The organism is Arthrobacter sp. NPDC056493, assembly GCF_042795115.1.
Classification (GTDB): Bacteria; Actinomycetota; Actinomycetes; order Actinomycetales; family Micrococcaceae; genus Arthrobacter.
The window spans coordinates 1-22,586 of the sequence record NZ_JBHTSL010000053.1; the positions used below are offsets into that span (position 1 = coordinate 1).

General features: G+C 66.6%; 21 protein-coding genes. 10 read left to right on the plus strand and 11 right to left on the minus strand.

Features of this window, described 5'->3' with window-relative positions:
• Nucleotides 1-222: 222 nt before the first annotated feature.
• Both ACFQ50_RS18550 and ACFQ50_RS18555 read right to left on the minus strand, forming a co-directional pair.
• On the minus strand, nucleotides 223-1,302 hold the full coding sequence (locus tag ACFQ50_RS18550; protein ID WP_377997108.1) for a TM2 domain-containing protein: 1,080 nt from the start codon (nucleotides 1,300-1,302) through the stop codon (nucleotides 223-225).
• Between the two features lie 414 nt (nucleotides 1,303-1,716).
• Nucleotides 1,717-2,133: an ester cyclase gene (locus ACFQ50_RS18555; RefSeq protein WP_377997109.1), complete on the minus strand. Its 417-nt coding sequence runs from the start codon at nucleotides 2,131-2,133 to the stop codon at nucleotides 1,717-1,719.
• A gap of 182 nt (nucleotides 2,134-2,315) precedes the next feature.
• Between ACFQ50_RS18555 and ACFQ50_RS18560 the strand changes: the two genes are divergently transcribed.
• The 7 genes from ACFQ50_RS18560 to ACFQ50_RS18590 all read left to right on the plus strand — a co-directional run bounded on the left by ACFQ50_RS18560 (nucleotide 2,316) and on the right by ACFQ50_RS18590 (nucleotide 10,796).
• The gene (locus tag ACFQ50_RS18560; protein WP_377997110.1) at nucleotides 2,316-2,606 is read left to right on the plus strand and encodes a YegP family protein; all 291 of its coding nucleotides are present in this window, start codon (nucleotides 2,316-2,318) and stop codon (nucleotides 2,604-2,606) included.
• Between the two features lie 113 nt (nucleotides 2,607-2,719).
• Nucleotides 2,720-4,495 carry a RecQ family ATP-dependent DNA helicase gene (locus ACFQ50_RS18565; protein ID WP_377997111.1) on the plus strand — a complete coding sequence of 592 codons (1,776 nt, stop codon included), beginning with the start codon at nucleotides 2,720-2,722 and terminating at the stop codon, nucleotides 4,493-4,495.
• A gap of 139 nt (nucleotides 4,496-4,634) precedes the next feature.
• Nucleotides 4,635-5,342 (plus strand): FadR/GntR family transcriptional regulator, encoded by a 708-nt coding sequence (locus ACFQ50_RS18570; RefSeq protein ID WP_377997112.1) that lies wholly within the window; start codon nucleotides 4,635-4,637, stop codon nucleotides 5,340-5,342.
• A gap of 242 nt (nucleotides 5,343-5,584) precedes the next feature.
• Complete coding sequence (locus tag ACFQ50_RS18575; RefSeq protein WP_377997139.1) at nucleotides 5,585-7,000, plus strand: aspartate ammonia-lyase; 1,416 nt, start codon at nucleotides 5,585-5,587, stop codon at nucleotides 6,998-7,000.
• Between the two features lie 206 nt (nucleotides 7,001-7,206).
• Entirely contained in the window at nucleotides 7,207-8,487 is a 1,281-nt protein-coding gene (locus ACFQ50_RS18580; RefSeq protein ID WP_377997113.1) for a dicarboxylate/amino acid:cation symporter, read from the plus strand.
• Between the two features lie 195 nt (nucleotides 8,488-8,682).
• Nucleotides 8,683-9,438: an ArsR/SmtB family transcription factor gene (locus tag ACFQ50_RS18585; RefSeq protein ID WP_377997114.1), complete on the plus strand. Its 756-nt coding sequence runs from the start codon at nucleotides 8,683-8,685 to the stop codon at nucleotides 9,436-9,438.
• A gap of 161 nt (nucleotides 9,439-9,599) precedes the next feature.
• Nucleotides 9,600-10,796 carry a TerC family protein gene (locus ACFQ50_RS18590; RefSeq protein ID WP_377997115.1) on the plus strand — a complete coding sequence of 399 codons (1,197 nt, stop codon included), beginning with the start codon at nucleotides 9,600-9,602 and terminating at the stop codon, nucleotides 10,794-10,796.
• A gap of 21 nt (nucleotides 10,797-10,817) precedes the next feature.
• On the opposite strand, the gene eda is transcribed toward ACFQ50_RS18590, so the two are convergent.
• From eda to ACFQ50_RS18620, 6 genes are all read right to left on the minus strand, one after another.
• A complete protein-coding gene (gene eda, locus ACFQ50_RS18595; RefSeq protein WP_377997116.1) occupies nucleotides 10,818-11,447 on the minus strand; it encodes a bifunctional 4-hydroxy-2-oxoglutarate aldolase/2-dehydro-3-deoxy-phosphogluconate aldolase in 630 nt (209 codons plus the stop codon).
• Entirely contained in the window at nucleotides 11,440-12,825 is a 1,386-nt protein-coding gene (locus tag ACFQ50_RS18600; RefSeq protein ID WP_377997117.1) for a mannitol dehydrogenase family protein, read from the minus strand. The genes eda and ACFQ50_RS18600 overlap by 8 nt, the downstream gene beginning before the upstream one ends.
• A 68-nt stretch (nucleotides 12,826-12,893) precedes the next feature.
• Nucleotides 12,894-13,835 carry a PfkB family carbohydrate kinase gene (locus ACFQ50_RS18605; RefSeq protein WP_377997140.1) on the minus strand — a complete coding sequence of 314 codons (942 nt, stop codon included), beginning with the start codon at nucleotides 13,833-13,835 and terminating at the stop codon, nucleotides 12,894-12,896.
• Between the two features lie 38 nt (nucleotides 13,836-13,873).
• Nucleotides 13,874-15,085 carry a D-mannonate dehydratase ManD gene (gene manD, locus ACFQ50_RS18610; RefSeq protein ID WP_377997118.1) on the minus strand — a complete coding sequence of 404 codons (1,212 nt, stop codon included), beginning with the start codon at nucleotides 15,083-15,085 and terminating at the stop codon, nucleotides 13,874-13,876.
• Nucleotides 15,086-15,171: 86 nt separating this feature from the next.
• Nucleotides 15,172-16,206, minus strand: coding sequence for an L-idonate 5-dehydrogenase (locus tag ACFQ50_RS18615; RefSeq protein ID WP_377997119.1), 1,035 nt, complete (start codon nucleotides 16,204-16,206; stop codon nucleotides 15,172-15,174).
• Entirely contained in the window at nucleotides 16,203-17,624 is a 1,422-nt protein-coding gene (locus tag ACFQ50_RS18620) for an MFS transporter (protein WP_377997120.1), read from the minus strand. Before ACFQ50_RS18620 ends, ACFQ50_RS18615 begins: the two co-directional genes overlap by 4 nt.
• Nucleotides 17,625-17,767: 143 nt before the next feature.
• Between ACFQ50_RS18620 and ACFQ50_RS18625 the strand changes: the two genes are divergently transcribed.
• Complete coding sequence (locus tag ACFQ50_RS18625) at nucleotides 17,768-18,499, plus strand: GntR family transcriptional regulator (protein ID WP_377997121.1); 732 nt, start codon at nucleotides 17,768-17,770, stop codon at nucleotides 18,497-18,499.
• Nucleotides 18,500-18,583: 84 nt separating this feature from the next.
• Here the strand turns inward: ACFQ50_RS18625 and ACFQ50_RS18630 are convergent, their stop codons facing one another.
• Nucleotides 18,584-19,129, minus strand: a complete 546-nt coding sequence (locus ACFQ50_RS18630) for a YceI family protein (RefSeq protein ID WP_377997122.1) — start codon at nucleotides 19,127-19,129, stop codon at nucleotides 18,584-18,586.
• Nucleotides 19,130-19,450: 321 nt separating this feature from the next.
• Here ACFQ50_RS18630 and ACFQ50_RS18635 point away from each other — a divergent pair, with 321 nt between their 5' ends.
• Nucleotides 19,451-20,188 (plus strand): HNH endonuclease family protein, encoded by a 738-nt coding sequence (locus tag ACFQ50_RS18635; RefSeq protein ID WP_377997123.1) that lies wholly within the window; start codon nucleotides 19,451-19,453, stop codon nucleotides 20,186-20,188.
• A gap of 7 nt (nucleotides 20,189-20,195) precedes the next feature.
• Here the strand turns inward: ACFQ50_RS18635 and ACFQ50_RS18640 are convergent, their stop codons facing one another.
• A complete protein-coding gene (locus ACFQ50_RS18640) occupies nucleotides 20,196-20,492 on the minus strand; it encodes a hypothetical protein (RefSeq protein WP_377997124.1) in 297 nt (98 codons plus the stop codon).
• 143 nt (nucleotides 20,493-20,635) lie between these two features.
• Entirely contained in the window at nucleotides 20,636-21,847 is a 1,212-nt protein-coding gene (gene fdhA / locus ACFQ50_RS18645) for a formaldehyde dehydrogenase, glutathione-independent (protein WP_377997125.1), read from the minus strand.
• Nucleotides 21,848-22,243: 396 nt separating this feature from the next.
• Between fdhA and ACFQ50_RS18650 the strand changes: the two genes are divergently transcribed.
• Nucleotides 22,244-22,546 (plus strand): DUF1540 domain-containing protein, encoded by a 303-nt coding sequence (locus ACFQ50_RS18650; RefSeq protein WP_377997126.1) that lies wholly within the window; start codon nucleotides 22,244-22,246, stop codon nucleotides 22,544-22,546.
• Nucleotides 22,547-22,586: the final 40 nt, after the last annotated feature.

The following is a 22,586-nucleotide window of genomic DNA, read 5'->3' on the forward strand; positions in this document are numbered from 1 at the left end:
CCATGCCGTGATAAAAAAAGAATAATTTCTCATTTGATTACAAAATCTTATTTTTGTGAACCCAACTGGGTAGCTGCAGATGGCGTTCTCAGCGCTGGGAACGCCCTGTACTGCTACCCAGTTGGGCCCTCACCCGACAACGACGGCGGCCGCCCCCATTCCGGGGACGGCCGCCGTCGGCATATGCGCCGCGCGGGAAACGTCAGCGCGGATGCGGGAAGGTTACTTCGCGGTGATGGTCCAGTCGCCGTCGGAGTTGACCTGGATGAAGCCCGGGGTGAGCTTCACGGTGCCGCTGTAGTCACCGATCTTGTTCACGGCCAGCTCCGGAACCTCACTGCCGAAGCCCTGCACTACGAAGTTGCTTTCGCCCTTGTTGGTGATGGCTGCCTTGTCGGTGGCCACGTCCCAGTACAGGACCCTGTCGCCGTGGCCGGTGACCTTGTCCGTGGAGGAGGGAACGCTGTCGATGTCCTCGATTTTCAGTGTCCAGGCGGAATCGGCGCTGACGTTGAACTCCGTGGTGGGCGCGCCCGCGCTGGTGTCCACGAGGTGCGAACCGGCGTAGGCGCCCGTGGTGTTGACCAGCAGTATCTCGGCGCCGTTGGTTTCCAGGACGGTGTTGCCGCTGCAGGCCTTGCAGGTGAAGGTCACCACGGCGGGAAGTCCCTTGAGATCAACCGACTTGACGGCGTCGCCCGTGCCCGTCAGCGTCCGGGCCTCCAGGTGCTGCCGGTCTTCCCCGGCAGCTGCTTCCTCGGTGGTCTCCGGCGCCGCCGGTGAACCCGCGGCGCTCTCCTGGGTGACAGGTGCGGCCGAGATGATCGGCGGGGTGGCGGCCTCCCGGACCACAGCCGCAGCGGCGATCCCGCTGAACACGCCAACCACCAGGTTGACCACCAGAAGGACCACCGTGACCACAACGGCCACCGTCTTGTGCTGCGCATACCCTGCCAGCGGCCGGCCGTTCTTGTCCGTCTGCTTCCCGGCCAGCGTCATGATCAGGTCCACGAGCGACCAGACGCCAACACCGCCCAGCGTCAGCAGCTTGGCAATGCCCGTGCCGATCTTGCCGAGGTAGAAGCGGTCCACGCCCAGGCCGCCAAGGAGCAGTGCGAACAGCCAGGTGACCAGGAAGGACTTCTGCGGTTCTGCCCCGTACTGCCCGGGGAACGCCCCGTACGGCCCCGGATACGCCTGCCCAGCGTTCTGCCCGTCCAGCAACTGCCCGTTCGCATACTGCGGCGCGCCGTAGGTGGTGTAGTCGGAGGGCGGCGGCGGGGTTGGGCCGGGGTGGCTCATTGCGGTCCTTTCAGGGCAGGCGACAGCAGGGGTCGCCGAGGTGGCGGAGTGAGAAAGAGGTGGGCAGTGCGGAAGGGGGTGGTGCGGAAAAGGGGTGGGTCGAGCGGATAATCCCCCTGCCAAACCATCGCCCGGGTGGGCGGAGATTTGCGGTGGATGACACGTCGCGTGACAGCGGGCACACGGCTTCAAAAAGCCCGTTACTTACGGCTTTATGGTTTGCACATCTGCTGCTGTCCCCCAGTTTGACGCTTTGGCGTCACCGCCCCCTGAAGGGATAATACAGGGCTTCCGGAGGGCAGGCCGGGACGCCACGGCGCGTCCCCAAAGACGCGCCGGAAAGACGTTCGACGACGGCGGCGGCCGCCCGCCGTCGTCGTGCTTTAGTTCCCGAAACGGGCAGCTGTTGCGGCCCTACTTCGGCGCAGCTCCGATCTGCTGCATGAGGCTCAGCGTGTCCGTCGATCCCCAGTGCTCGGCGACCTTGCCGTCCTGCACGCGGATGATGTCGATGCCCGAGAATTCCACCGACTTGCCAGTGGCCGGGATCCCCGCGAACTCGCCCTGGTGCGTTCCGGTCAGGATCACGTGGGCCGCCTCAAGGTCCCCGTCGGCGAGCGCCGGCTCGCTGGTCTTGACCGCGAGGTCCGGGAACGCCGTCCGCACCGCGTTCACATAGAACTTCACGCCCTCCTTGCCCGGGGGCTGGCCGGGAAAGCCCTCCTCGTGGTCGACGACGTCGTCCGCCACCATCTCGTCGATGATCGCCAGATTTCCGCCCGTCAGCACCTCATCGTAAAAACGCTTGATCAGTCCGTTTCCGCCAGCCATCTCCGTCTCCTTTGAGGTTGTGGCTCTATATGGCAGTTGCATTGTCCTCCTGCCCGGAGGGGGCTTCAATGGCCGGTTGCTTACGGAATCCGGCGGCCATCCCGGGGCTCCTTCATGGCGGGAAAGGTCCAAAATGAGGTATGGGGACATGCCAGAACCAGCAACGAACGAAGGGGTTTGCCATGGCCGGCTACTTTGAAATCACCGATGCCCCGGACGGAGGCTTCCGCGTCAGGCTTCTGGACGGGACGGGAACGCTCGTGGCGGTCTCGGTCAAGTACCCCACCAAAGAGGCTGCCGTCGCAGGGATTTCCTGGACCAGGGAGGTGGCCGGGACCGGCCTCATCCGCGACATGAGCCGGGGCGGCCACGGGGAGATCATCATCCCCAAGTCCAGGGTTGCCCATGCGACCACCAGAATCCACTCCCATACCCGGTTCCAGACCACGGCCAGAGGGGTCCATTCCCGCTGACCGGACGAGCGCGGCCTGGCCAAGGGGGACATGACGGCGGCCGGACCTCACACTAGGGTGGGTTCCACGGCTGAAGACACCCGGCCTCGGAACGCCCCTACGGAGCTGCCACCATGACCGACGCCCTCGCCCCCAGTGCCGGAAGCCCCAGCGACGGAAGCCCCAGCGACGGAAGCCCCGCAGCCGAAGCCACCCTGCGCCGCATCGCCGCCGACAGGCTCGGCCTCCCCCACCTCCGGGACGGCCAGCTCGCCGGGATGACTGCCCTGGCTGCCGGCCGGGACGTGCTCGCGGTGATGCCCACCGGCTACGGCAAGTCAGCCATCTACCAGGTGGCCGCCCTGTTCCTCCACGGCGGCCACGAAAGGACGAAGCACCCCGACGACCCCGCGGCCGACAGGGCAAGGCGCGGTCCCGCCGTCGTGGTTTCCCCGTTGATTGCGCTGCAGGAGGACCAACTGGACGGCCTGCTGGAGGACCTGGGCGGGGAGTCCGCCGTCGCCATCAACTCGGGACGGAAGGACTCCGAGGTTGAGGACGCGTGGGAGGCGGCCGGGCGGGGTGAGGCCGCGTTCCTCTTCCTCGCCCCTGAGCAGCTGGCCAAGGTCGAGACGGTGGAGCGGCTGGCGGCCATGGACGTTGCGCTGTTCGTGGTGGACGAGGCCCACTGCGTCTCTTCCTGGGGGCACGACTTCCGCCCCGACTACCTGCGGCTGGGCGAGGTGCGCCGGCAGCTCGGCCATCCTCCCGTCGCCGCGCTGACCGCCACCGCCTCTCCCCCGGTCCGCGACGAGATCCACCAGCGCCTGTGCATGAAGGATCCGCTGGTGCTGGTCCACGGCTTCGACCGCCCCAGCATCCGGCTCGGCGTGGTGCGGCACGTCGGGGACCGGGACAAGCAGCGTGCCGTGGTGGAGCAGGCTGCCGAACTTCACGCCGGGCTCAAGGGTCCCGGCCTGCTGTACGCCGCGACGCGCAAGGACACGGAATCCTACGCGTTGGATCTGACCGGGCGCGGGCTTCGGGCCGAGGCTTACCACGCCGGCCGGAAGCAGAGCGAGCGGGACGAGGTGCACGAGCAGTTCCTCGACGACGAACTGGATGTGGTGGTGGCCACCACCGCGTTCGGCATGGGCATCGACAAGCCCAATGTCCGCTTCGTGATCCACGCCGACATCCCCGAGTCCCTCGACGCCTACTACCAGGAGATCGGGCGCTCAGGCCGCGACGGGCAGCACGCCTCCGCCGTTCTCCACTACCGGCCGGAGGACCTCGGCCTGCGCAAGTTCTTCGGTACCCACAAGCCGGACGAGGACGCGCTGCTCACCGTCCTCACCGCCCTGCGTGCTGCGGACGGTCCGGTCACCCAGAAAGCGCTCGCCGAGCAGACCGGCATCCCGGCCCGCCGGCTGACCGGGCTGCTGAATCAGTTGCAGGAAACCCGCTCCGTGAAAACCGGCAAGCGCGGCGTCCGGCTGGAAGCCGGCGCCAGGCTGCCCAAGGTGGTGGAACACGCCGTCGAACTCGCCGAAGCACGCCAGCGCGTGGACCGCTCCCGGATCGAGATGGCGCGCGGCTACGCGGAGACGGACGCCTGCCGGCGCCAGTTCCTGCTGGGCTACTTCGGCGAGGACCTGCCCGAGCCTTGCGGCAACTGCGATAACTGCGCCGACGGTTCCGCGTACGAGGAGGATTACGACGGCGCCGCGGCGGCCGCTGGCGGGGAACCGTTCCCCCTCCAGGCCGCCGTGGTGCACAAGGAATGGGGCGCCGGCATCGTGATGCGGCACGAGGAGGACGTGATCACCGTGCTCTTCGAGCAGGAGGGCTACAAGACGCTCTCCCGCGGGGCCGTAACGGACGGGAAGCTGCTGACCCTGGCGACGTGACGCCGTCGTACGCCTTTCCCCGCCAAGTATGTATCAGATCAGGGCGTTTTCAGCGCTGGGAACGCCCTGATCTGCTGCTTACTTGGGTCTCCACGGCAGCACGTTGACAGGCCCTCGTGACGCGTGCCATATTGATTGCATGAACCTGTTGGACAGCTGGACAGTTGGACAAGAAAAAGTAGTGCGGGTCGGTGCGGCCGAGGCCGTGTTCGCATCTCTTCGAAACGCCATTGAAGCCGGCAAGATCCCTGTGGGTGCGCGGCTGGATTCCGAGGCTTCCCTGGCCCAGCTCTACGGGGTAAGCCGATCCATGGTCCGTGAAGCACTGAAGTCGTGCAATGCGCTCGGTCTGACGGCAACGTTCACGGGCAAGGGCACCTTCGTCATCGCGGACCGGGTTGTGCAGGACCTGAAGCTCGGCAAGTATTCCGCCCGGGACCTGGTGGAGGCGCGGCCCCACATTGAAGTACCTGCCGCTGCCCTTGCCGCCGAACGCCGGACTGCCGAAGACGTGGAGGCACTACGCGAAATTCTCGAGGCCATGTCGGACGAAGACGATCTCCAGCAGTGGATCCTTCTTAACGCTGAATTCCACGCCACCATCGCCCGGTGCAGCGGCAACGGCGTCTTTGTGGGCGTCCTGACGGACATCCGCGAAGCCATGGGCGACCAGTCGAATACCCTGAACCTCGTAGCTGACCGGCGCAAGGAATCCGACCGGGAACATGCCCGCATTTTCGCTGCCATTGAACGCGGGTCCGCGCAAGAAGCGTCGAGGGCCATGACGCGCCACCTGCACGGGGTGGAGTGCGCGTTGGGCAGCCTTGTGCCCGGCGGCGAGAACTGACCGACGATCGCCGTCTCTGATACGTCCGCGCTGCCCATGCTGCGGCCTGACCGCGGCCGGCGGTAGCCTCAATTTGGATTGCCCCAGGGCCACTCAGCTGCCGGCAATGGCCATGCCCGGTCGCTGCGCAACTCGAAACGCTACTGTTCCCGCATTTGCGCTCGGCATGCCATAGACCATGCCCACAGCACACCTATTTTGCCGTCCAATCCCGTCAACGAAGCCGTGAGGACCCCTTGACCATCACCATCCCCGCCCCTGACCTGGCTGTCCGTTCCGAGCATGATCTGCTCGGTGACCGCGATATCCCCGCCGGCGCGTACTGGGGCGTGCACACCCTCCGCGCCGTGGAGAACTTCCCCATCACCGGGCAGCCGCTCTCCACCAACATGCACCTGGTCCGCGGCCTCGCCGCCGTCAAACTCGCCGCCGCCCGCACCAACCTCGAACTCGGCCTCCTGGACCCCGGACGGGCCGCAGCCATCGAAACCGCCTGCACCGACGTCATGAACGGGCACCTGGCCGACCAGTTCGTCGTCGACGTCATCCAGGGCGGCGCCGGAACATCCTCAAACATGAACGCCAACGAGGTCATCGCCAACCGGGCACTGGAAATCCTCGGCCACCCCAAGGGCGACTACGCACGGCTGCACCCCAACGACCACGTCAACCTCTCCCAGTCCACCAACGATGTCTACCCGACTGCGGTGAAGCTCGGCACCATCTTCGCCGCCCGGGAACTCCTCTCAGCCCTCGCCGAACTCGAAGAGGCCTTCGCCGCCAAAGCCCTCGAATTCCGCACCGTCGTCAAAATGGGCCGCACCCAGCTCCAGGACGCCGTCCCCATGACCCTCGGCCAGGAATTCGGCACCTACGCCGTGACCATCGGCGAGGACCGGCAGCGGCTGGCCGAGGCGGACCTGCTCATCCACGAGATCAACCTCGGCGCCACCGCGATCGGCACAGGGCTGAACGCCCCCGCCGGCTACGCCGAGGCCGCCTGCCGGCACCTGGCGGAGATCACCGGGCTGCCCCTGGTCACCGCCGTCGACCTCATCGAAGCCACCCAGGACGTCGGCGCGTTCGTGCACCTCTCCGGCGTGCTCAAACGCGTCGCCGTCAAACTCTCCAAAATCTGCAACGACCTCCGCCTGCTCTCCTCCGGCCCGCGTGCCGGCCTCGGCGAGATCAACCTCCCCGCCGTCCAGTCCGGATCCTCCATCATGCCCGGCAAAATCAACCCGGTCATCCCGGAAGTGGTCTCGCAGGTCGCCTACGAGGTCATCGGCAACGACGTCACCATCACCATGGCCGCCGAAGCCGGGCAGCTCCAGCTCAACGCCTTCGAACCGGTCATCGTCCACAGCCTGCACAAGAGCATCACCCACCTCGAAGCAGCCTGCCGCACCCTCACCACCCGCTGCGTCCGCGGCATCACCGCCAACACCGAACACCTCCGCCTCACCGTGGAACAATCCATCGGCCTGGTCACCGCCCTCAACCCCCACCTCGGCTACACCACCGCCACCGCCATCGCCCAGGAAGCCCTCGCCACCGGCCGCGGCGTCGCCGAACTCGTCCTCGAACACGGCCTGCTCACCCAAACCCAACTCCAGGAACTCCTCAGCCCCGAACGCCTGGCCAACCTCAGCAAATAATCCCCACCTGCCGGGTTCCCGCAACCGCCGGTTGAGCCTGCCGAAACCAGGTCAAGCTCAACCAACGACCCCAGCCCCGCCCGATCAGGGCGCCGGGGCACGCCGTCGTGCCCAAAATCCCAACCGACCACGGAGAAAACGGAACCCGATGACGAGATCCGTTCCAACACCGGGCCCCAGGCCCGGCCGCTACGCAAGGACTGAGTATGAAAAACAAATCAACAATGTGGATTCTGGCAGCGCTCGTGTTCGGAATCCTCAGCGGCCTGCTATTCCACTGGCTCCTGCCGGGTGACGCGCGCGAATCCGTCGTGACTGTCCTCGACACCGCCACGCACATGTTCCTGAACCTCATCAAGATGATCATCGCCCCGCTCATCTTTGCCACTCTGGTCTCCGGCATCGCAGGAGCGGCCAAATCCGCCGGGGTGGGCAAGCTCTTTGGCCGCTCGATGATCTGGTTCCTGTCCGCCTCGGCCCTGGTGGGCGCCTTCGGTTTCATCACGGCCCACGTACTCAACGTCGGTGACGGCCTCCATCTGGTGCCGGGCGGTGGCGCGGGGATGGAAACGAAGGCCCTCGATTACCAGGAGTTCATCACCCACATCATCCCCACCAGCGTTTTCGCCGCCCTCACGGAAAACAACCCGCTCCAGATCCTCGTCTTCGGCGCCCTCTTCGGCATCGCGCTGCTGAACCTTCGGAAGAAGGGCCGCTCCTCCATTGCTGATGCCATCGATGAGCTGATGGGCGTCATGCTGAAGGTCACCGGGTATGTGATGCTGGCGGCACCCGTGGGCGTATTCGCCGGCATCGCGGCAGCCTTCACCGCACAGGGCTTCGACGCGTTTGCCACCTACGCATCATTCATCGGCGGCTTCTACGTCTCCCTCTCCGCCCTGTGGGTCATCATGGTCGGCGTCGCCGTCGCATTCCTTGGACGGGCCGCCTTCCGGCTGGTCCGGATCGTGCGCGAACCCATGGTCATTGCCTTCGCCACCTCCAGCAGTGAAGCCGCGCTGCCCAAGCTCATTGAAGGCCTGACCAGGTTCGGCATCGAAAAGCGCACCACCGGTTTCGTCCTGCCCCTGGGCTACTCGTTCAACGTGGACGGTTCCATGATGTACATGACCTTCGCGTCGGTCTTCCTGATCAACGCCTACGGCATCGACATGGATCTTGGGCAGCAGATCGCGATGACTGCCATGCTCCTGCTCAGCAGCAAGGGCATGGCCGGCGTGCCGCGCGGCTCGCTCGTGGTGGTCGCCGCCGTCGTCCCTGCCTTCGGCATCCCTGCCGCAGGCATAGGTGTCCTGCTGGTGATCGATCAACTGCTGGATATGGGACGCACCGCAACCAACATCCTGGGAAATGCCATCGCCACCGCAGTCATCGGCCGGAACCACGACAAGGTTGCGCCCCAAGAGGCCCCGCTCCCGGAGCGGGAGGTGCAGGACGCCAAGGTGCTGGAGACATCGATTCACTGATGGGCTGGCCCAGCTGGCCGAGCCTGTGCCGATTCAGCAACGCACCGCCGCAGGCATCACGGGATGAAGCCCCCGACTAGGTAGCACATCAGGGCGTTCCCAGCACTGGGAACGCCCTGATCTGCTACTTAGTTGGGCGGCCACGAGTCTTCGGACCGTTGACATGTGACTAAATGGTCACCTATCGTTAATCCCGTGGACGCCGTATTCAAGGCCCTCGCCGACCCCATCCGCCGGGACCTGCTGGACGCGCTCTTCCGCGAGGACGGCCAGACCCTGGGTGCCCTGGAGGCGCGGTTCCAGATCACCCGTTTCGGCGTCATGAAACACCTGAGGATCCTGGAGGAAGCCGGCCTCGTGGTGACCCGGCGCCGCGGCCGCGAGAAACTGCACTTCCTCAATCCGGTGCCCATCAGGCTCGTCCACGACCGGTGGGTGAGCAAATATGCAGAACCATGGGCCGCTGCGCTCAGCGACCTCAAGACCCGATTGGAAAGTCCCATGGAAAAGATTTTCGAAATCTACATCAAAACCACTCCGGAACGGCTCTGGGAGGCCATCACGGACAGCGATATCCGCAGCAAGTACCAGTTCGGGAACACGCTGAAGTCGGACTGGACGCCGGGCTCCCGCTTCGAGATGGGCAACCCCAAGGCCGGGGAACTCCTGGGCGAGGGCGAAAACCTGGAGGTCGATCCCCCGCGCCGGCTGGTGCAGACCATGCGCGCGCTCTGGGGCGAGGACGTCAAGGCAGAGGGCACCTCCCGGGTCACCTGGGAGATCGAGCCCGTGGGCGAGGACTCCTGCCACCTCACTGTCACGCACGACCAGCTCCGCGAAGGCGCCAACGAACAGCTCTACGGCGGCTGGCCGATGATCCTCTCCGGATTGAAGACCTGGCTCGAGACCGGGCAGCAGCTCACCACGCCGGGCTCGCTGATGTACGGCTGAGCAGGGACCCGGTCAGGCACCCCAGCCCCCGCCTGCCCAACTGACTCGCACTTGTTGTCGTTTTGAGCCTTGAAAACGACAACAACTGCGAGTCAGTTGAGGAAGGCTGGGTAGGGTTGATTCCAAGCGCTCCCCCGAATCACATTCAGGAAAGAGGCAGCATGGAAGTTCCCCCTATCGTCTGGATTCTCACGATCGCCGGAATCGTCGCGCTCCTGGCCTTCGATTTCTTCTTCCACGTCCGCAAGGCACACACCCCGTCCCTGAAGGAATCCGCCACGTGGTCGGCCATCTATGTGGGCATGGCCCTCGTGTTCGGCCTCGGCATCTGGCTCTTCGGCGGCTCCAAGATGGGCACCGAGTACTTCGCCGGCTATGTGACGGAGAAGGCGCTGTCCGTGGACAACCTCTTCGTCTTCCTCATCATCATGGCCAGCTTCAAGGTGCCCCGCGCCGACCAGCAGAAGGTGCTCCTGTTCGGCATCGTCTTCTCGCTGCTCGCCCGGACCGGCTTCATCTTCCTCGGCGCCGCCCTGATCAACAGCTTCGCCTGGGTGTTTTACATCTTCGGGCTGATCCTGCTCATCACCGCCGGCAACCTGCTCAAGCCGGACAACCACGACGACGACAGTGAAACCCTGGTGGTCCGGCTCGCCAGGAAGTTCCTGCCCGCCTCCGAGCATTTCGACGGCGACAAGCTCTTCACCGAGGTTGACGGCAAGAGGGTCCTCACCCCGATGCTCCTGGTGATGGTGGCCATCGGCGCGACGGACATCCTCTTCGCGCTCGACTCCATTCCGGCCATCTTCGGCCTGACGCAGAACGTGTTCATCGTGTTCACGGCGACCGCGTTCTCGCTCATGGGCCTTCGGCAGCTGTTCTTCCTGATCGACGAACTCCTCGACCGCCTCATCTACCTCTCCTACGGCCTTGCCGCCATCCTTGGCTTCATTGGGGTGAAGCTGATCCTGCACGCCCTGCACGAGAACAACCTGCCGTTCATCAACGACGGCGAACACGTGAACGTCCTCGAGATCAGCACCGGCCTGTCGCTCACCGTGATCCTCGGCGTACTCGCCGTCACCATCATCGGGTCCCTGCTCAGCCCCAAGGGCAAAGCCAAGACCATGGTCTCGGGCGCGAAGCGGCACGCCACCACCTACGTGGACCTCAACTACGAGACGGACATTGCCGAACGCGAGCGGATCTTCGACAAGCTGGTCCGGGAGGAGCAGGAACTGAAGAAACTCCCGGAGAAGTACAAGCGGCTCATCCGGAACGAAACCGAGTTCATGGACCTCATCCGCCAGGCCCACACTGAGCACGACCAGGCACTCGAGCGCGCCGGCGAGAAATAGCCCTCAAACAGCAACGCGTAGTCAGCCGTCAGCCAGCCGTGCCGCTTCCCGCGCCAGGTCAGTGATCCGCTGCCAGTCCCCACTTTCGACGGCGGCGCGCGGCGTCAGCCAACTTCCCCCGACGCAGCTGACGTTGGGCAGCTTGAGGTAGTCCGGCGCCGTCGCCAGGCTGATGCCGCCGGTGGGGCAGAACGTCACCTGCGGGACGGGTGCGCCGATGGCCGCCAGGTACGACGGTCCGCCGGCAGGGCCTGCCGGGAAGAACTTCATGGTGTCCAGCCCGCGTTCCAGCACGGCCATCACCTCGCCCACCGTGGCCACGCCCGGAAGTACCGGAAGCCCGAGGGACAGCATGTGGTCCAGCAGCGACGGCGTCACGCCGGGGCTGACCAGGAACTGCGCGCCCGCGGCCACGGCGGCGTCGGCCTGGCCGGGCGTGAGGATGGTGCCCGCGCCCACCAGGATGTCCGGGACCTCGTTGGCGATGGCCTTCAGCGAGGTGAGCGCCGTGTCGGTCCGCAGGGTGAGCTCGATGATCCGGACGCCGCCGTCGGCCAGGGCCCGGGCAACGGGAACCGCGTGCTGAGGCTCCTCGATGGTCACCACGGGGATGACCGGGGAAACGTTCAGAACGCTGGTGCCGTCAGCCATGGTTGATCTCTTTTCTCAGGCCGTCCAGCCCGTGCGTGTCGATAATGCTGTACCAGTGGATGAGGAGGCCGGCGAGTCCGGCGTGCGCTCCGAGTTCGGGCTCGAAGACACTGCGGCAGCCCAGCAGCGCGGGGACCACGACGGCGGCGGACCGCGATGCCGGCAGGGCGGCGTGGAGTTCGGCGGCCAGCGGATCGTCCAGTTCGTCTGCCGGCGTGGTGGCCACGTGCCGCATCCAGGCAGCGACGGCGAGCGCCGCCCACCGCGGTTCGCGGCCGGCGTCGAGGTTTCCGCGCACGGTGCTGAGCAGGCGCAGGCCGATCTTCTGTGACCCGTCGCTGCACACCTTGGCCGTGGTGTGGCCGAGCGCGGGGTTGGCGAACCGCTTCAAAACCTGGGCGCAGTACTCATCCGCGTCGAGCCCTTCCGGGAGCTGGATGGTGGGCAGGACGTCCTCGGCCATCATGCGCCGGGCAGCGGTGAAGAACGCGTCCTCCCCCACGGCGTCGCTGATGGTCTCCTTGCCGGCGGCGAGGCCGAGGTACGCCAGCAGCGAATGGCTCGCATTCAGCAGCCGCAGCTTGGCCGCCTCCCAGGCCGCGACGTCGCTGCTGAACAGGGCGCCGGCGTCCTCCCAGCGCGGGCGGTCCGCGGCAAAGTTGTCTTCGATGACCCACTGCATGAACGGCTCGGCCACCACGGCGGCCTCGTCGCGCAGTCCAAGTTCACGTTCGACGGCGTCCAGGTCACCCGCCGTCGTGGCCGGCACCATCCGGTCCACCATGGTGCTGGGAAACGTGACGTTCGCGTCCAGCCATGCGGTGAGCGGTGCGGCTTCCTCGCGCGGCAGTGCTGCGGCGAAGGCGTGGACCAGTTTCCGGGTCAGTTCGCCGTTTCCGGGAAGGTTGTCGCACGAGACCACGGTGATCGGCCCGGCGCCGGTTCGCGAACGCTGCTGGAGCCCCCGGGCGATCTGCCCGATGGCCGTGAGCGGGGCACGGCCATCCAGGTCAGCCTGAACTTCCGCATCCTCCAGATTGAGCGAGCCGGTGCGGGGATCGATCCGGTAGCCCTTCTCCGTGATGGTCAGCGTGACCACCAGCGTCTCCCGCGCGGCGATACGGTCCACCACAGCGGCCGGGTTGTCCCGTCCGGAGACGGCGTTAACGATGCTGGACACCACGCGGAGCGGCGCCGCACCTTCTCCCCGCTCCGTCACGGTGAAGAGCCCGTCCTGCGGAGCGAGCTGCCGCTCCACAGTGTCCGAGCGCTGCGTTACGCCCGTGATCCCCCAATTGGGTTCTCCGCTGGCCAGCATGGCGTTCTCGGTGAAGACGGCGGTGTGGGCGCGGGCAAAGGCGCCCAGGCCCAGGTGCACGATGCCGGGCTTGAGTTTGTCCCGCTGCAGCGGGGGCTGATGGCCGCTGCTGCCCAGATTGGCACTGCTCAGGCGTGCGATGACAGCTCTCCTTCGGATGTCCTGCCGGAAGGGACAGACAGTGCGTGGGCGCGGGTCTGTTCGAAGCTCGGAATGAAGCCCGTGCCGCCCTTGCCGCCCACCACGAGCGACGCCGCTGCCGCGCCATACCGGGCGGCCTCGGAAAGGCTGTCGCCGAGCACCAGCCGCGCGGTGAGCGTTCCCACGAAGGCGTCGCCCGCGCCGGTCTGGTCCACCACGGCAGGAGCAGGAATGGCGTCGATCCATGCCGGCCCGGCGTCGCTTTCCAGCTGGATTCCCTCGGCCCCGCAGGTCACCGCGACGTTGGCGGTGCCGAGCGAGCGCAGCTTACCGGCCGCCTCGGCAGGCGAGGACGTGGCCAGCAGCGCCGACGTCTCCCCCGGGAACGACGGCGTCACCAGGAACGCCTTCGGTGCCAGCTCAAGTACGGCCGCCGTCGCGTCCTCCACGGAGGTGAGCCGCGGCCGGTAGTTGGGATCGAAGACAAAGCGGCGGGACACCTCGGCTGCCCTGAAGACGGCGGCGCGGGAGCTGGCAGAGATGGCGCAGGCGATGCCGCCCGCGATCACGGCGCCGGCGGCCGCGAACACGTCGGGGTCCACGTCGTCCGGCCCCAGGGTGGAGCCGACGCTGCCGCTGCGCGCGTAGGAGAATTCGCGCTGCCCGTCGGGGTCGCAGTGCACCAGGTACACGCCCTGCTGTCCGGGGCGGAACTTCAGGAGTTCGGCGGAGATGCCAAGTTCGGCGATCCTGGCAGCGACCGCCTGGCCGAGGTCGTCGTCGGGCAGTACTGCCAGCAGCGCGGTGCGGGCACCGGCCGCAGCGGCAGCCGCAGCGACGTTCAGCGCGTCGCCGGATATGCCGAGCTGCGCCGGAACGCCGTGCCCGAACGGGACGTCGGTGGCCACCTCGAGGAGGATCTCCCCCATGGCGACGACGTCAAACGGCGGTGCTTCAGTCGGGTTACTCACCAGTCATGCACCGACCCGTCGAGCCGGCGGTTGATGGGCAGGTACTTCGGGTCGAACGGGAACGCGGCCGCCGCCTCCTCATCGAACTGGACGCCGAGGCCGGGGGCGTCACCGGGGTGCATGTAGCCGTCGGTGAAGGAGTAGGACGTCTTGAACACCTCGTTGGCGGGGTCGCGGTGGCCCATGTATTCCTGGACGCCGAAGTTGGGGATGCTCATGTCCACGTGCAGCGCGGCGGCGAAGGACACCGGCGAAAGGTCGCCCGCGCCGTGCGAGCCCGAGCGGACGCCGTACAGGTCAGCCAACGAGAAGATGCGGCGCAGGTGCGTGATGCCGCCGGCGTGCGAGACGGACGTGCGGATGTAGTCGATCAGCCGCTCAGTGATCAACTGCTGGCAGTCCCAGATCGAGTTGAACACCTCGCCGACGGCGATCGGCGTCGTCGTGTGCTGGCGGATCAGGCGGAACGCGGACTGGTCTTCGGCCGGAGTGGGGTCCTCGATCCAGAACGGGCGGAACGGCTCCAGCGAGGAACCCAGCCGGCCGGCCTCGATCGGCGTCAGCCGGTGGTGCACATCGTGCAGGACGTGCACGCCGTAGCCGAACTGTTCCCGCACGTGGGCCATCATCTTCGGCGCGAAGTCCAGGTACGCCGTCGTCTCCCACAGGTCCTCCTGCGGGATGTTGCCGCTGGCGGGTTCGTAGGTCCTGCCGTCCACCGGCGCGATCCCGTAAGTCTTCTCCAGACCCGGCACGGCAGCCTGCGCGCGGATGGCCTTGTAGCCGAGGTCCAGGTGGTGCTGGAAGTCGGCACTGAGGTCCTCCAGCGAGGATCCGCTGGCGTGGCCGTAAACCATGACGCCCTCCCGGGCCGCGCCGCCCAGCAGCTCGTACACCGGCATGCCGGCGGCCTTGCCCTTGATGTCCCAAAGTGCGACGTCGATAGCGGCGATGGCGGTCATGGTCACCGGCCCGCGGCGCCAGTAGGCACCCTTGTAGAAGTACTGCCACGCGTCCTCGATGCGGCGGGCGTCGCGGCCGATCAGCAGCGGGCAGAGGTGCTCGGACAGGTAGGACGCCACAGCCAGTTCACGTCCGTTGAGGGTGGCGTCGCCGATGCCGGTAATCCCGTCCTCGGTTTCGATAACGAGCGTGACGTAATTCCGTCCTGGCGACGAAACCACTACGCGTGCGTCGGTGATCTTCACTGGTTGGTCCTTCTTATGTCTGGGTGGGAGGCAAGTAGCTCGCAGTAGATGTCGTTTTGAGGGCTCAAAACGACATCTACTGCGAGTCAGTTGGGTGAGGAGAGGCGGAGCATGACCTTGCTGCTGCCGGCGGCCGGATCCGCGGAGATCCGCATTGCTTCCGCGGCCTGGTCGATGCCGAACTTGTGGGTGATGACGGGTGCGACGTCCAGGCCGTCGGACATGGCCTTGAGCGCGTCGGTGATCTCGTCCGCGAACCGGTAGGAGCCGATCCAGGTGATCTCGCGGGTCACGAGGTCCCCGAGCGCGGCCGGGGCGGGGGCTCCGGGCAGGTTGCCCACCTGGACGATGGTGCCGCCCCGGGCGGTGGCCCGGAGGATGCCGCCCAGCACGGCGGGAATGCCGGTTGCCTCAAACACCAACTCCACGTCCTCCGGCAGCGATGCTCCGTCGGAGAGGTTGCGGATCTCGTCCGCGCCCATGGCAGTTGCGATCCGCAGCGAGGCGTCGTTGATGTCCGTGGCGATGACGGTCCGTGCGCCGGCGTACTTGGCGGCGGCGATCACCAGGGATCCGATCGGCCCGGCGCCGTTGACCAGCACGTCGCGGCCGGCGAGGTCACCGGCGCGGCTGACCGCGTGAAGGGCGACGGCGAGGGGTTCAGCAAGTGCCCCGCGGAGGGTGTCCACGCCGTCAGGAAGGGGACGGATCTGCGACGCGCGGACCAGCTTCCGTTCGCTGAAGCCGCCGTCGGTGTGCGGATCGAAAGCCGCGGAACCGAAGTACCGGATCCGGGGGTACAGGTTGGTCCGGCCGCTCAGCCGTTCCGGCATGATCCCGTCCCCCACGAGTTCGGCGGGATGGACGGTGACCGGCTGGCCGACGTCGAGGTTTTCGACGCCGTCGCCGAGCTGCGCGATCCGGCCGGCCACCTCGTGGCCGAGGACCAGCGGGGACTTCAGCTGCGCCGTTCCGGAGGCGCCGTGGCGCCAGTAGGAAAGGTCGGATCCGCAGATCCCGCCCCATTCGACGTGGAGGACAACCTCCCCCGGCCCGGCGACGGGCTCGGGGCGTTCGTCGATGCGGAGGTCGTTGGCGCCGTGGACAACAACGGCTTTCATGCGGCGTCTTCCAGGCGGACCAGGTCGCGGCCGCGGACCTCGGGGCCAACAGTTGCGGCGACCAGCGTGATCAGCGAGTAGCCGATGAGCATGGCGGCCAGCGGCCACCAGTGCCCGGTGACGGCGGTCAGCGTGGCGGCGAGGATCGGGCCGATGGCAGTGGCGAGGATGCCGCCGATCTCCTTGGCCAGGGCGAGCTGGGTGAAGCGGGTGCGGGCTCCGAAGAACTCGGCCATGGTGACGCTCTCCATCGAGAAGAGGCTCAGTACGCCCAGGTTCAGGCCGGCGACGACGGCGATGGTGACGAGGGTGGGGTTGCCGCTGGTGACCATGAGCATCATGGGAATCGCGAAGACTGCGGTGATGGCGCTCAGGATGATGTACAGGGGCCGGCGGCCGAAGCGGTCGCCCAGGAGGCCGATCAGCGGGATGGTGGCGAAGCCGATGATCGAGCCGATCATGATGGCTGTGGTGCCGACGGACTTGTTCATGAGCAGGACCGTGGCCAGGTAGCCGATGAGGAAGGTCTGGATGAGGCCGGAGTTGCCGGCCTGGCCGAACCGGAGGCCGAGGGCGATCAGGAAGGACTTGCCCTTGCGCTGGTGCAGCGCGGCTTCGATCGTGCTGGTCGACTGGCTCTTGTGCTTGGGCTGGTCTGCTTCGTTTGCTGCGGACGTGTTTGCGTCGGCGGTGAGGTCACGCTTGGCGAGTGCGACGCCGTCGACGACGTCCTCACGCTGTTCGAAGACCGGGCTCTCCTTGAGGGAGCGGCGGATCCAGACGGCGAAGATCATCAGCAGGAAGCTGGCAAGGAACGGCAGGCGCCAGCCCCAGGTCAGCAGCTGGTCCTCGGAGAGTACCGCCACCAGGATGGCCCAAAGCGCGGAGGCGGCGAGGGTACCGGAGTTGGTGCCCAAGCAGACGAGCGAGGAGATCAGGCCGCGGCGGCGGGCGGGGGCGTATTCCGCCAGCATCACGGTGGCGCCGGCGATTTCCGCGCCAGCACCAAAGCCCTGGATCAGTCGCAGTGCCACGAGCAGGATGGGCGCCCAGATGCCCACCATGGCGTAGGTGGGCAGCACACCGATGAGCGTGGTGGACGCGCCCATCAGGGCGATGGTGATGAAGAGGACCTTCTTGCGGCCGATCCGGTCACCCATGCGGCCGAAGTAGACGGCGCCGACCAGGCGTGCCACGTAGCCGACGCCGTAGGTTGCCATCGCTGCGATGAGGCCGATGACCGGGCTGACGTCGGGGAAGAAGATCTTGTTGAAGACGATGGCCGCGGCCAGCGAGTAGAGCTGGAAGTCCATGAATTCCATGGCCGTTCCCAGCCAGCCGGAGACCGCCACCTTCGCGAGGTCGCGGGTGGTCCTTGTTTCGGTCTTGGCCGTGGGCGGTGCGATGCTCTCGGTCATCAGTTGCTCCTTTGCAGGCGATGAAGAAGGGGGTTCTGCCTGAATATGGCCGGGGGTGGACAGGAGAGCAGTCCTGCGGCCGCTTACTGACTACCATACAAGCACTACCATTCTAGTTTGTCAACGGTGGCTACACTGGATGCATGGCAACCGGCAAACCCGAAAAAGGGCAGTCTCCGCGGCTTTCCGTGCGGGACCAGACACTGGATACGCTCCGGCGTCGCATCATCTCCCTGCAGCTCCCGCCCGGCGAGCCGCTGTCCGAGAACGAGCTCGCCCAGGAACTCGGCGTCAGCCGGACGCCGGTGCGCGAAAGCCTCATCCTGCTGCGCGAAGAAGGGCTGGTGCAGGTCTTCCCGCAGATCGGCTCGTTTGTCTCGCTCGTGGACCTGGGCCGCGTGGCTGAGGCCCAGTTCGTCCGCGAGGCCATCGAATGCGCCTCCCTGAAGGACGCAGTGGTCGACGCCACGGGGCTCGCCGGGCTGCGCGGGATCCTGGCCGCGCAGCATGAGGCGGAAGCCGCCGGCGACGTCGAGGAGTTCTTCCGGCTCGACGAGGCCTTCCACCGCGAACTCCTCCGCTTGGCCGGTCACGAGTCCGCCTGGACCGCGGTCAACTCCGCGAAGGCGCACCTCGACCGCGCGCGGCGGCTCAGTCTCATCGACACCCGCCCCGTCTCCACGCTGATCGAACAGCACACCGCCGTGGTGGACGCGCTCGAAGCCAACAACCGCCCCGAAGCCGACAGCTCACTGCGGGTGCACCTGCGCGGCGTGTTCGAGGACGTCAAGCGCATCCAGGCGTCGTCGCCCGAGCTCTTCTCGGACGGCACAGTCTCGCGGCCGGTCCGGCGCAGCATCGCCCGGCTTTCCTAATCCCCACCGTCTCCCTAACCTGGCAAGCTCGGCCAGGGAACCCTGACGGTGTGGGCCCAAGCAGCCCCGACGGGCCAGCGGCGCCTACGCCTGCTTGACCAGGGCGGCTTCGAGGTTGATCTTCACCTTGTCGCTGACCAGGAGGCCGCCGGCTTCCAGGGCGGCGTTCCAGGTCAGGCCAAACTCCTTGCGGCTGATCTCGGCTTCGGCCGAGAAGCCTGCGCGGGTGGCCCCGAACGGGTCGACGGCCACGCCGGTGAACTCGACCTCCAGCTCTACAGGCTTGGTGATGCCCTTGATGGTGAGGTCGCCGGTCAGCGTGTAGTCCTCGCCGTCGCCGTCGATGTGCGTGCCCTTGAAGGTCATCGCCGGGAACTGTCCGACGTCGAAGAAGTCCTCCCCCTTCACATGCGCGTCGCGGTTGGCGTCACCGGAATCGAAGCTGGCGGTGCTCACGGTGGCATGCAGCGACGAATCGGCCAGGGAGTCCCGCACATGGGCTTCGCCGGTGGCTTCCCGGAACCGCCCCCGGACCTTGCTGATCCCGGCGTGCCGCACGCTGAAGCCGATCTCGCTGTGGGACATGTCGAGTGTCCAGATGCCGGGGGTCAGGCCTGCGGGAAGAGTCATGACGCATCTCCTTTTGAAGGAAAAACCTGCTGGTCAGTGCGATTTCAACACTGGTTTAGCCCGGCAGTGAAGTCAAGGATGAGAACCTTCACCAAAGACTCCTAGCCAATTTTCAGGAAACTTCTCTAGCCTAGGAGCAGGCCCACCGCGTATCCCCCATCCGGGGTGGTCCTGCCGCTAGGAGAAGCCCCGCAAAGCCGTCTGGCAGTGCGGGGCTCTCTGCGTTTCAGCGCGTCATCCGCGTGGCACCGCGGGCTCCGTCCCGCCGGCCAGTACTATCGACCGTTGAATCGACAGCCAGCGCCACGGGAGTGAACCGCCTTGCACCAAGCACCGCCCCGCAGGAGGAACTGGCTTGCAGCCGGCGCCCTTGCCGCCGCCATCCTGGCCACCACCGCCTGCGGCGGGGTCATCAGCGCAACCCGGCAGCCGTCGTCGGACGCTGTCCCCGGCGGGTCAGCCGGCTACGCGCCCGGCTACGCCGTCAAAGCAGCCGACCTCCTCGCCAGCCTGCCCGTCAAGGGCCGCGCCCCGAAGACGGGCTACGACCGGGAGGAGTTCGGGCCCGCCTGGTCCGACACGGACCACAACGGCTGCGACACCCGCAACGACATCCTCGCCCGGGACCTCACCAAAACCACGCGCAAGCCGGGAACGAACAGCTGCATCGTCCTGACCGGCTCCCTGGCGGATCCGTACACGGCCACCACCATCGCCTTCACCCGCGGCAACAAAACCAGCAGCGCCGTCCAGATCGACCACGTCGTCGCCCTCAGCGACGCGTGGCAGAAGGGCGCCCAGCGCCTCAGCAAGGCCCAGCGGACCGCTCTGGCGAACGATCCCCTGAACCTGCTGGCCGTTTCCGGCCCCGCCAACCAGCAGAAGTCCGACGGCGACGCCGCCACCTGGCTGCCCGGCAGCCGCGCCTACCGCTGCCCGTACGTCGCGCGGCAGATTTCGGTCAAGGCGAAGTACAAGCTGTGGGTGACCCAGGCAGAACGCACCGCCATGTCCTCCGTCCTGGCCCAGTGTGGCGGCACTGTCGCTGGCGGCAAGTAGTCGCCGCTCAGCCCCAGTTCGGCTCCTCGGCCGCCGGCGGGTAGTCGTCCTCGTCGCTTCCGGGCGTGCCGGTGGCCTGTTCAAGGGCGTCAGCCTCGGCCGATTGGTCGGCGGAGAGGTCCGGGGCCGCGGCCGGGCCGTTGGACCTCAGCGGAGTCCTCTGCTCCAGGGCATCCGCCTCGGGAACGTCTTCCGGCAGCGGCCCCTGTTCCTCGTCCCCGGACTCCCCGCCCGCCGTCTGGCGCTGTTCGAACGCGTCGACCTCCGGGACTTCGAGCGGTGTTTCGTCAGGCTGGCTGTTCATGGATCTCCTCCTCCGGCTGGGTCGGTTGTTCCATGAGTCTGGCCCTACTCCATGACGACGGCAATGGGCCGCATGCTGCCCAGCCCCCAGGCCGGAACTCCATGCGGCCCGCACCGCTGCCCTGCGTCAGCTCCGTCGCTGCGTCAGCTGAGGTATCCGTTCGGGTTCAGCACGTACTTCGTGGCGGCGCCGGCGTCGAACTCGGCGTAGCCCTTCGGTGCCTCGTCCAGCGGAATCGGCTTCGCGTTGACGTTCTTGGCGATGTGCACGCGGTCGTTGAGGATGGCCATCATCAGCTGCCGGTTGTACTTCATCACCGGACACTGGCCCGTGGTGAAGCTCAGCGACTTTGCCCAGCCCGTGCCGAGGCTCAGGCTCAGCGCACCCTTCTTGGCGGCCTCGTCAATGCCTCCCGGATCACCCGTCACGTACAGCCCCGGAATGCCCAGTGCGCCGCCGGCCGCCGCGATGTCCATCAGGGAATTCAGCACGGTCGCCGGAGCCTCCTGCGCATCTTGGCCGTGGCCCTTCGCCTCGAAGCCCACGGCATCCACGCCGCAGTCCACCTCGGGCACGCCGAGGATCTGTTCGATCTGCTCGGCCGGGCCGCCCTTGCTGAGGTCCACCGTCTCGCAGCCGAAGCTGCGGGCCTGCGCCAGCCGGTCGCTGTTCATGTCGCCCACAATTACGACGGCGGCACCCAGCAGATGCGCGCTCGTCGCCGCTGCCAGCCCAACGGGACCGGCACCCGCAACGTACACGGTGGAGCCGACGCCGACCCCCGCCGTCACGGCGCCGTGGAAGCCCGTGGGGAAGATGTCCGAGAGCATGGCGAGATCCAGGATCTTCTCCATGGCCCTGTCCTTGTCCGGGAACTTGAGCAGGTTCCAGTCCGCGTAGGGCACCAGGACGTAGTTGGCCTGGCCACCCACCCAGCCGCCCATGTCCACATAGCCGTATGCGCTGCCCGGCCGGTCCGGGTTCACGTTGAGGCAGATGCCGGTCTTGCGCTCCTTGCAGTTCCGGCACCGGCCGCATGAAATGTTGAACGGCACCGAGCAGATGTCCCCGACCTTGATGAATTCGACGCCGGGCCCGACCTCCACCACCTCACCGGTGATTTCGTGGCCCAGCACCAGGTCCGGTGGCGCCGTGGTCCTGCCGCGGACCATGTGTTGGTCCGAGCCGCAGATGTTGGTGGCCACAGTCTTGATAATGGCGCCGTGGGGAACCTGGCGCCCCACGTTGGCCGGGTTTACGCCCGGCCCGTCCTTAAGTTCAAAAGTGGGGTAGTCGATATCAATGACTTCCACCTTGCCGGGTGCCTTGTAGGCAACGGCTTTGTTCCCTTCCATCTCTTTCCTCCTGGCGTCACGGACCCTTCCCGGGAAGGGCCGGCGGTGATTCATGAGTGATTGATGCGCCCTCCAGGGCATTCCCCAGAAAGGCCGGACGTCTCCGTCGGGGCCTTAAAGGTGGAGGGTCCTGCCAGTCTAGAACGGCGTCCGCAAGGGGTCCATGGGGCGCCGGCGGGAATTGAGAGCAAACACTCATGGCGTTGGTTCGGCTCCCTGGGGCTGCCTTGCGGACTCTGGTGATGTCCCGGCGGGGACCCTGCGGCACCCGCAGGACCCTTCCGGCAATTACGTCAATTACGCAACACAATTGGGTCTTTTTGATCCGGCCCATCCGGCCTACGTTGGGAACAGCGAGTCGCCCAGCCGGGGCGTCCGAAACCTTGGAGGAATCCCATGAGCACGCATGTAGCCGATTGCAGCGTCACCAACTGCTCCTTCAACGACCACTCCGAATGTAACGCCGAGGCCATCACGGTTGGCGGCAGCACTGACCATGCCTCGTGCGCCACGTTCATCGACACCGGCATCCATGGCGGCCTTCCGAAGGTCCTCGCCGGCGTCGGCGCATGCCAGCGTGCCGAATGCGTCCATAACGACCACCTCATGTGCAAGGCACCCGAAGTCCATGTTGGCCCCGGCCCGGACAACGCCGACTGCCTCACCTACTCGCACAACGGCAAGCAGCCCGTCTCCTAACCCGCGCATCCACTAACCTGCGCAGGCCTGCAGGGTTCCC

Bases quoted from the DNA above. Each gene is read 5' to 3' on its own strand.
- ACFQ50_RS18570 (WP_377997112.1), top strand. From the start codon at position 4,635: ATGAACCTGTTGGACAGCTGGACAGTTGGACAAGAAAAAGTAGTGCGG.
- ACFQ50_RS18590 (WP_377997115.1), top strand. From the start codon at position 9,600: ATGGAAGTTCCCCCTATCGTCTGGATTCTCACGATCGCCGGAATCGTC.
- fdhA (WP_377997125.1), bottom strand. From the start codon at position 21,847: ATGGAAGGGAACAAAGCCGTTGCCTACAAGGCACCCGGCAAGGTGGAA.
- ACFQ50_RS18615 (WP_377997119.1), bottom strand. From the start codon at position 16,206: ATGAAAGCCGTTGTTGTCCACGGCGCCAACGACCTCCGCATCGACGAA.
- eda (WP_377997116.1), bottom strand. From the start codon at position 11,447: ATGGCTGACGGCACCAGCGTTCTGAACGTTTCCCCGGTCATCCCCGTG.
- ACFQ50_RS18620 (WP_377997120.1), bottom strand. From the start codon at position 17,624: ATGACCGAGAGCATCGCACCGCCCACGGCCAAGACCGAAACAAGGACC.
- ACFQ50_RS18640 (WP_377997124.1), bottom strand. From the start codon at position 20,492: ATGAACAGCCAGCCTGACGAAACACCGCTCGAAGTCCCGGAGGTCGAC.
- ACFQ50_RS18550 (WP_377997108.1), bottom strand. From the start codon at position 1,302: ATGAGCCACCCCGGCCCAACCCCGCCGCCGCCCTCCGACTACACCACC.
- ACFQ50_RS18560 (WP_377997110.1), top strand. From the start codon at position 2,316: ATGGCCGGCTACTTTGAAATCACCGATGCCCCGGACGGAGGCTTCCGC.
- ACFQ50_RS18580 (WP_377997113.1), top strand. From the start codon at position 7,207: ATGAAAAACAAATCAACAATGTGGATTCTGGCAGCGCTCGTGTTCGGA.
- ACFQ50_RS18605 (WP_377997140.1), bottom strand. From the start codon at position 13,835: ATGGGGGAGATCCTCCTCGAGGTGGCCACCGACGTCCCGTTCGGGCAC.
- ACFQ50_RS18555 (WP_377997109.1), bottom strand. From the start codon at position 2,133: ATGGCTGGCGGAAACGGACTGATCAAGCGTTTTTACGATGAGGTGCTG.
- ACFQ50_RS18630 (WP_377997122.1), bottom strand. From the start codon at position 19,129: ATGACTCTTCCCGCAGGCCTGACCCCCGGCATCTGGACACTCGACATG.
- ACFQ50_RS18650 (WP_377997126.1), top strand. From the start codon at position 22,244: ATGAGCACGCATGTAGCCGATTGCAGCGTCACCAACTGCTCCTTCAAC.
- ACFQ50_RS18625 (WP_377997121.1), top strand. From the start codon at position 17,768: ATGGCAACCGGCAAACCCGAAAAAGGGCAGTCTCCGCGGCTTTCCGTG.
- ACFQ50_RS18565 (WP_377997111.1), top strand. From the start codon at position 2,720: ATGACCGACGCCCTCGCCCCCAGTGCCGGAAGCCCCAGCGACGGAAGC.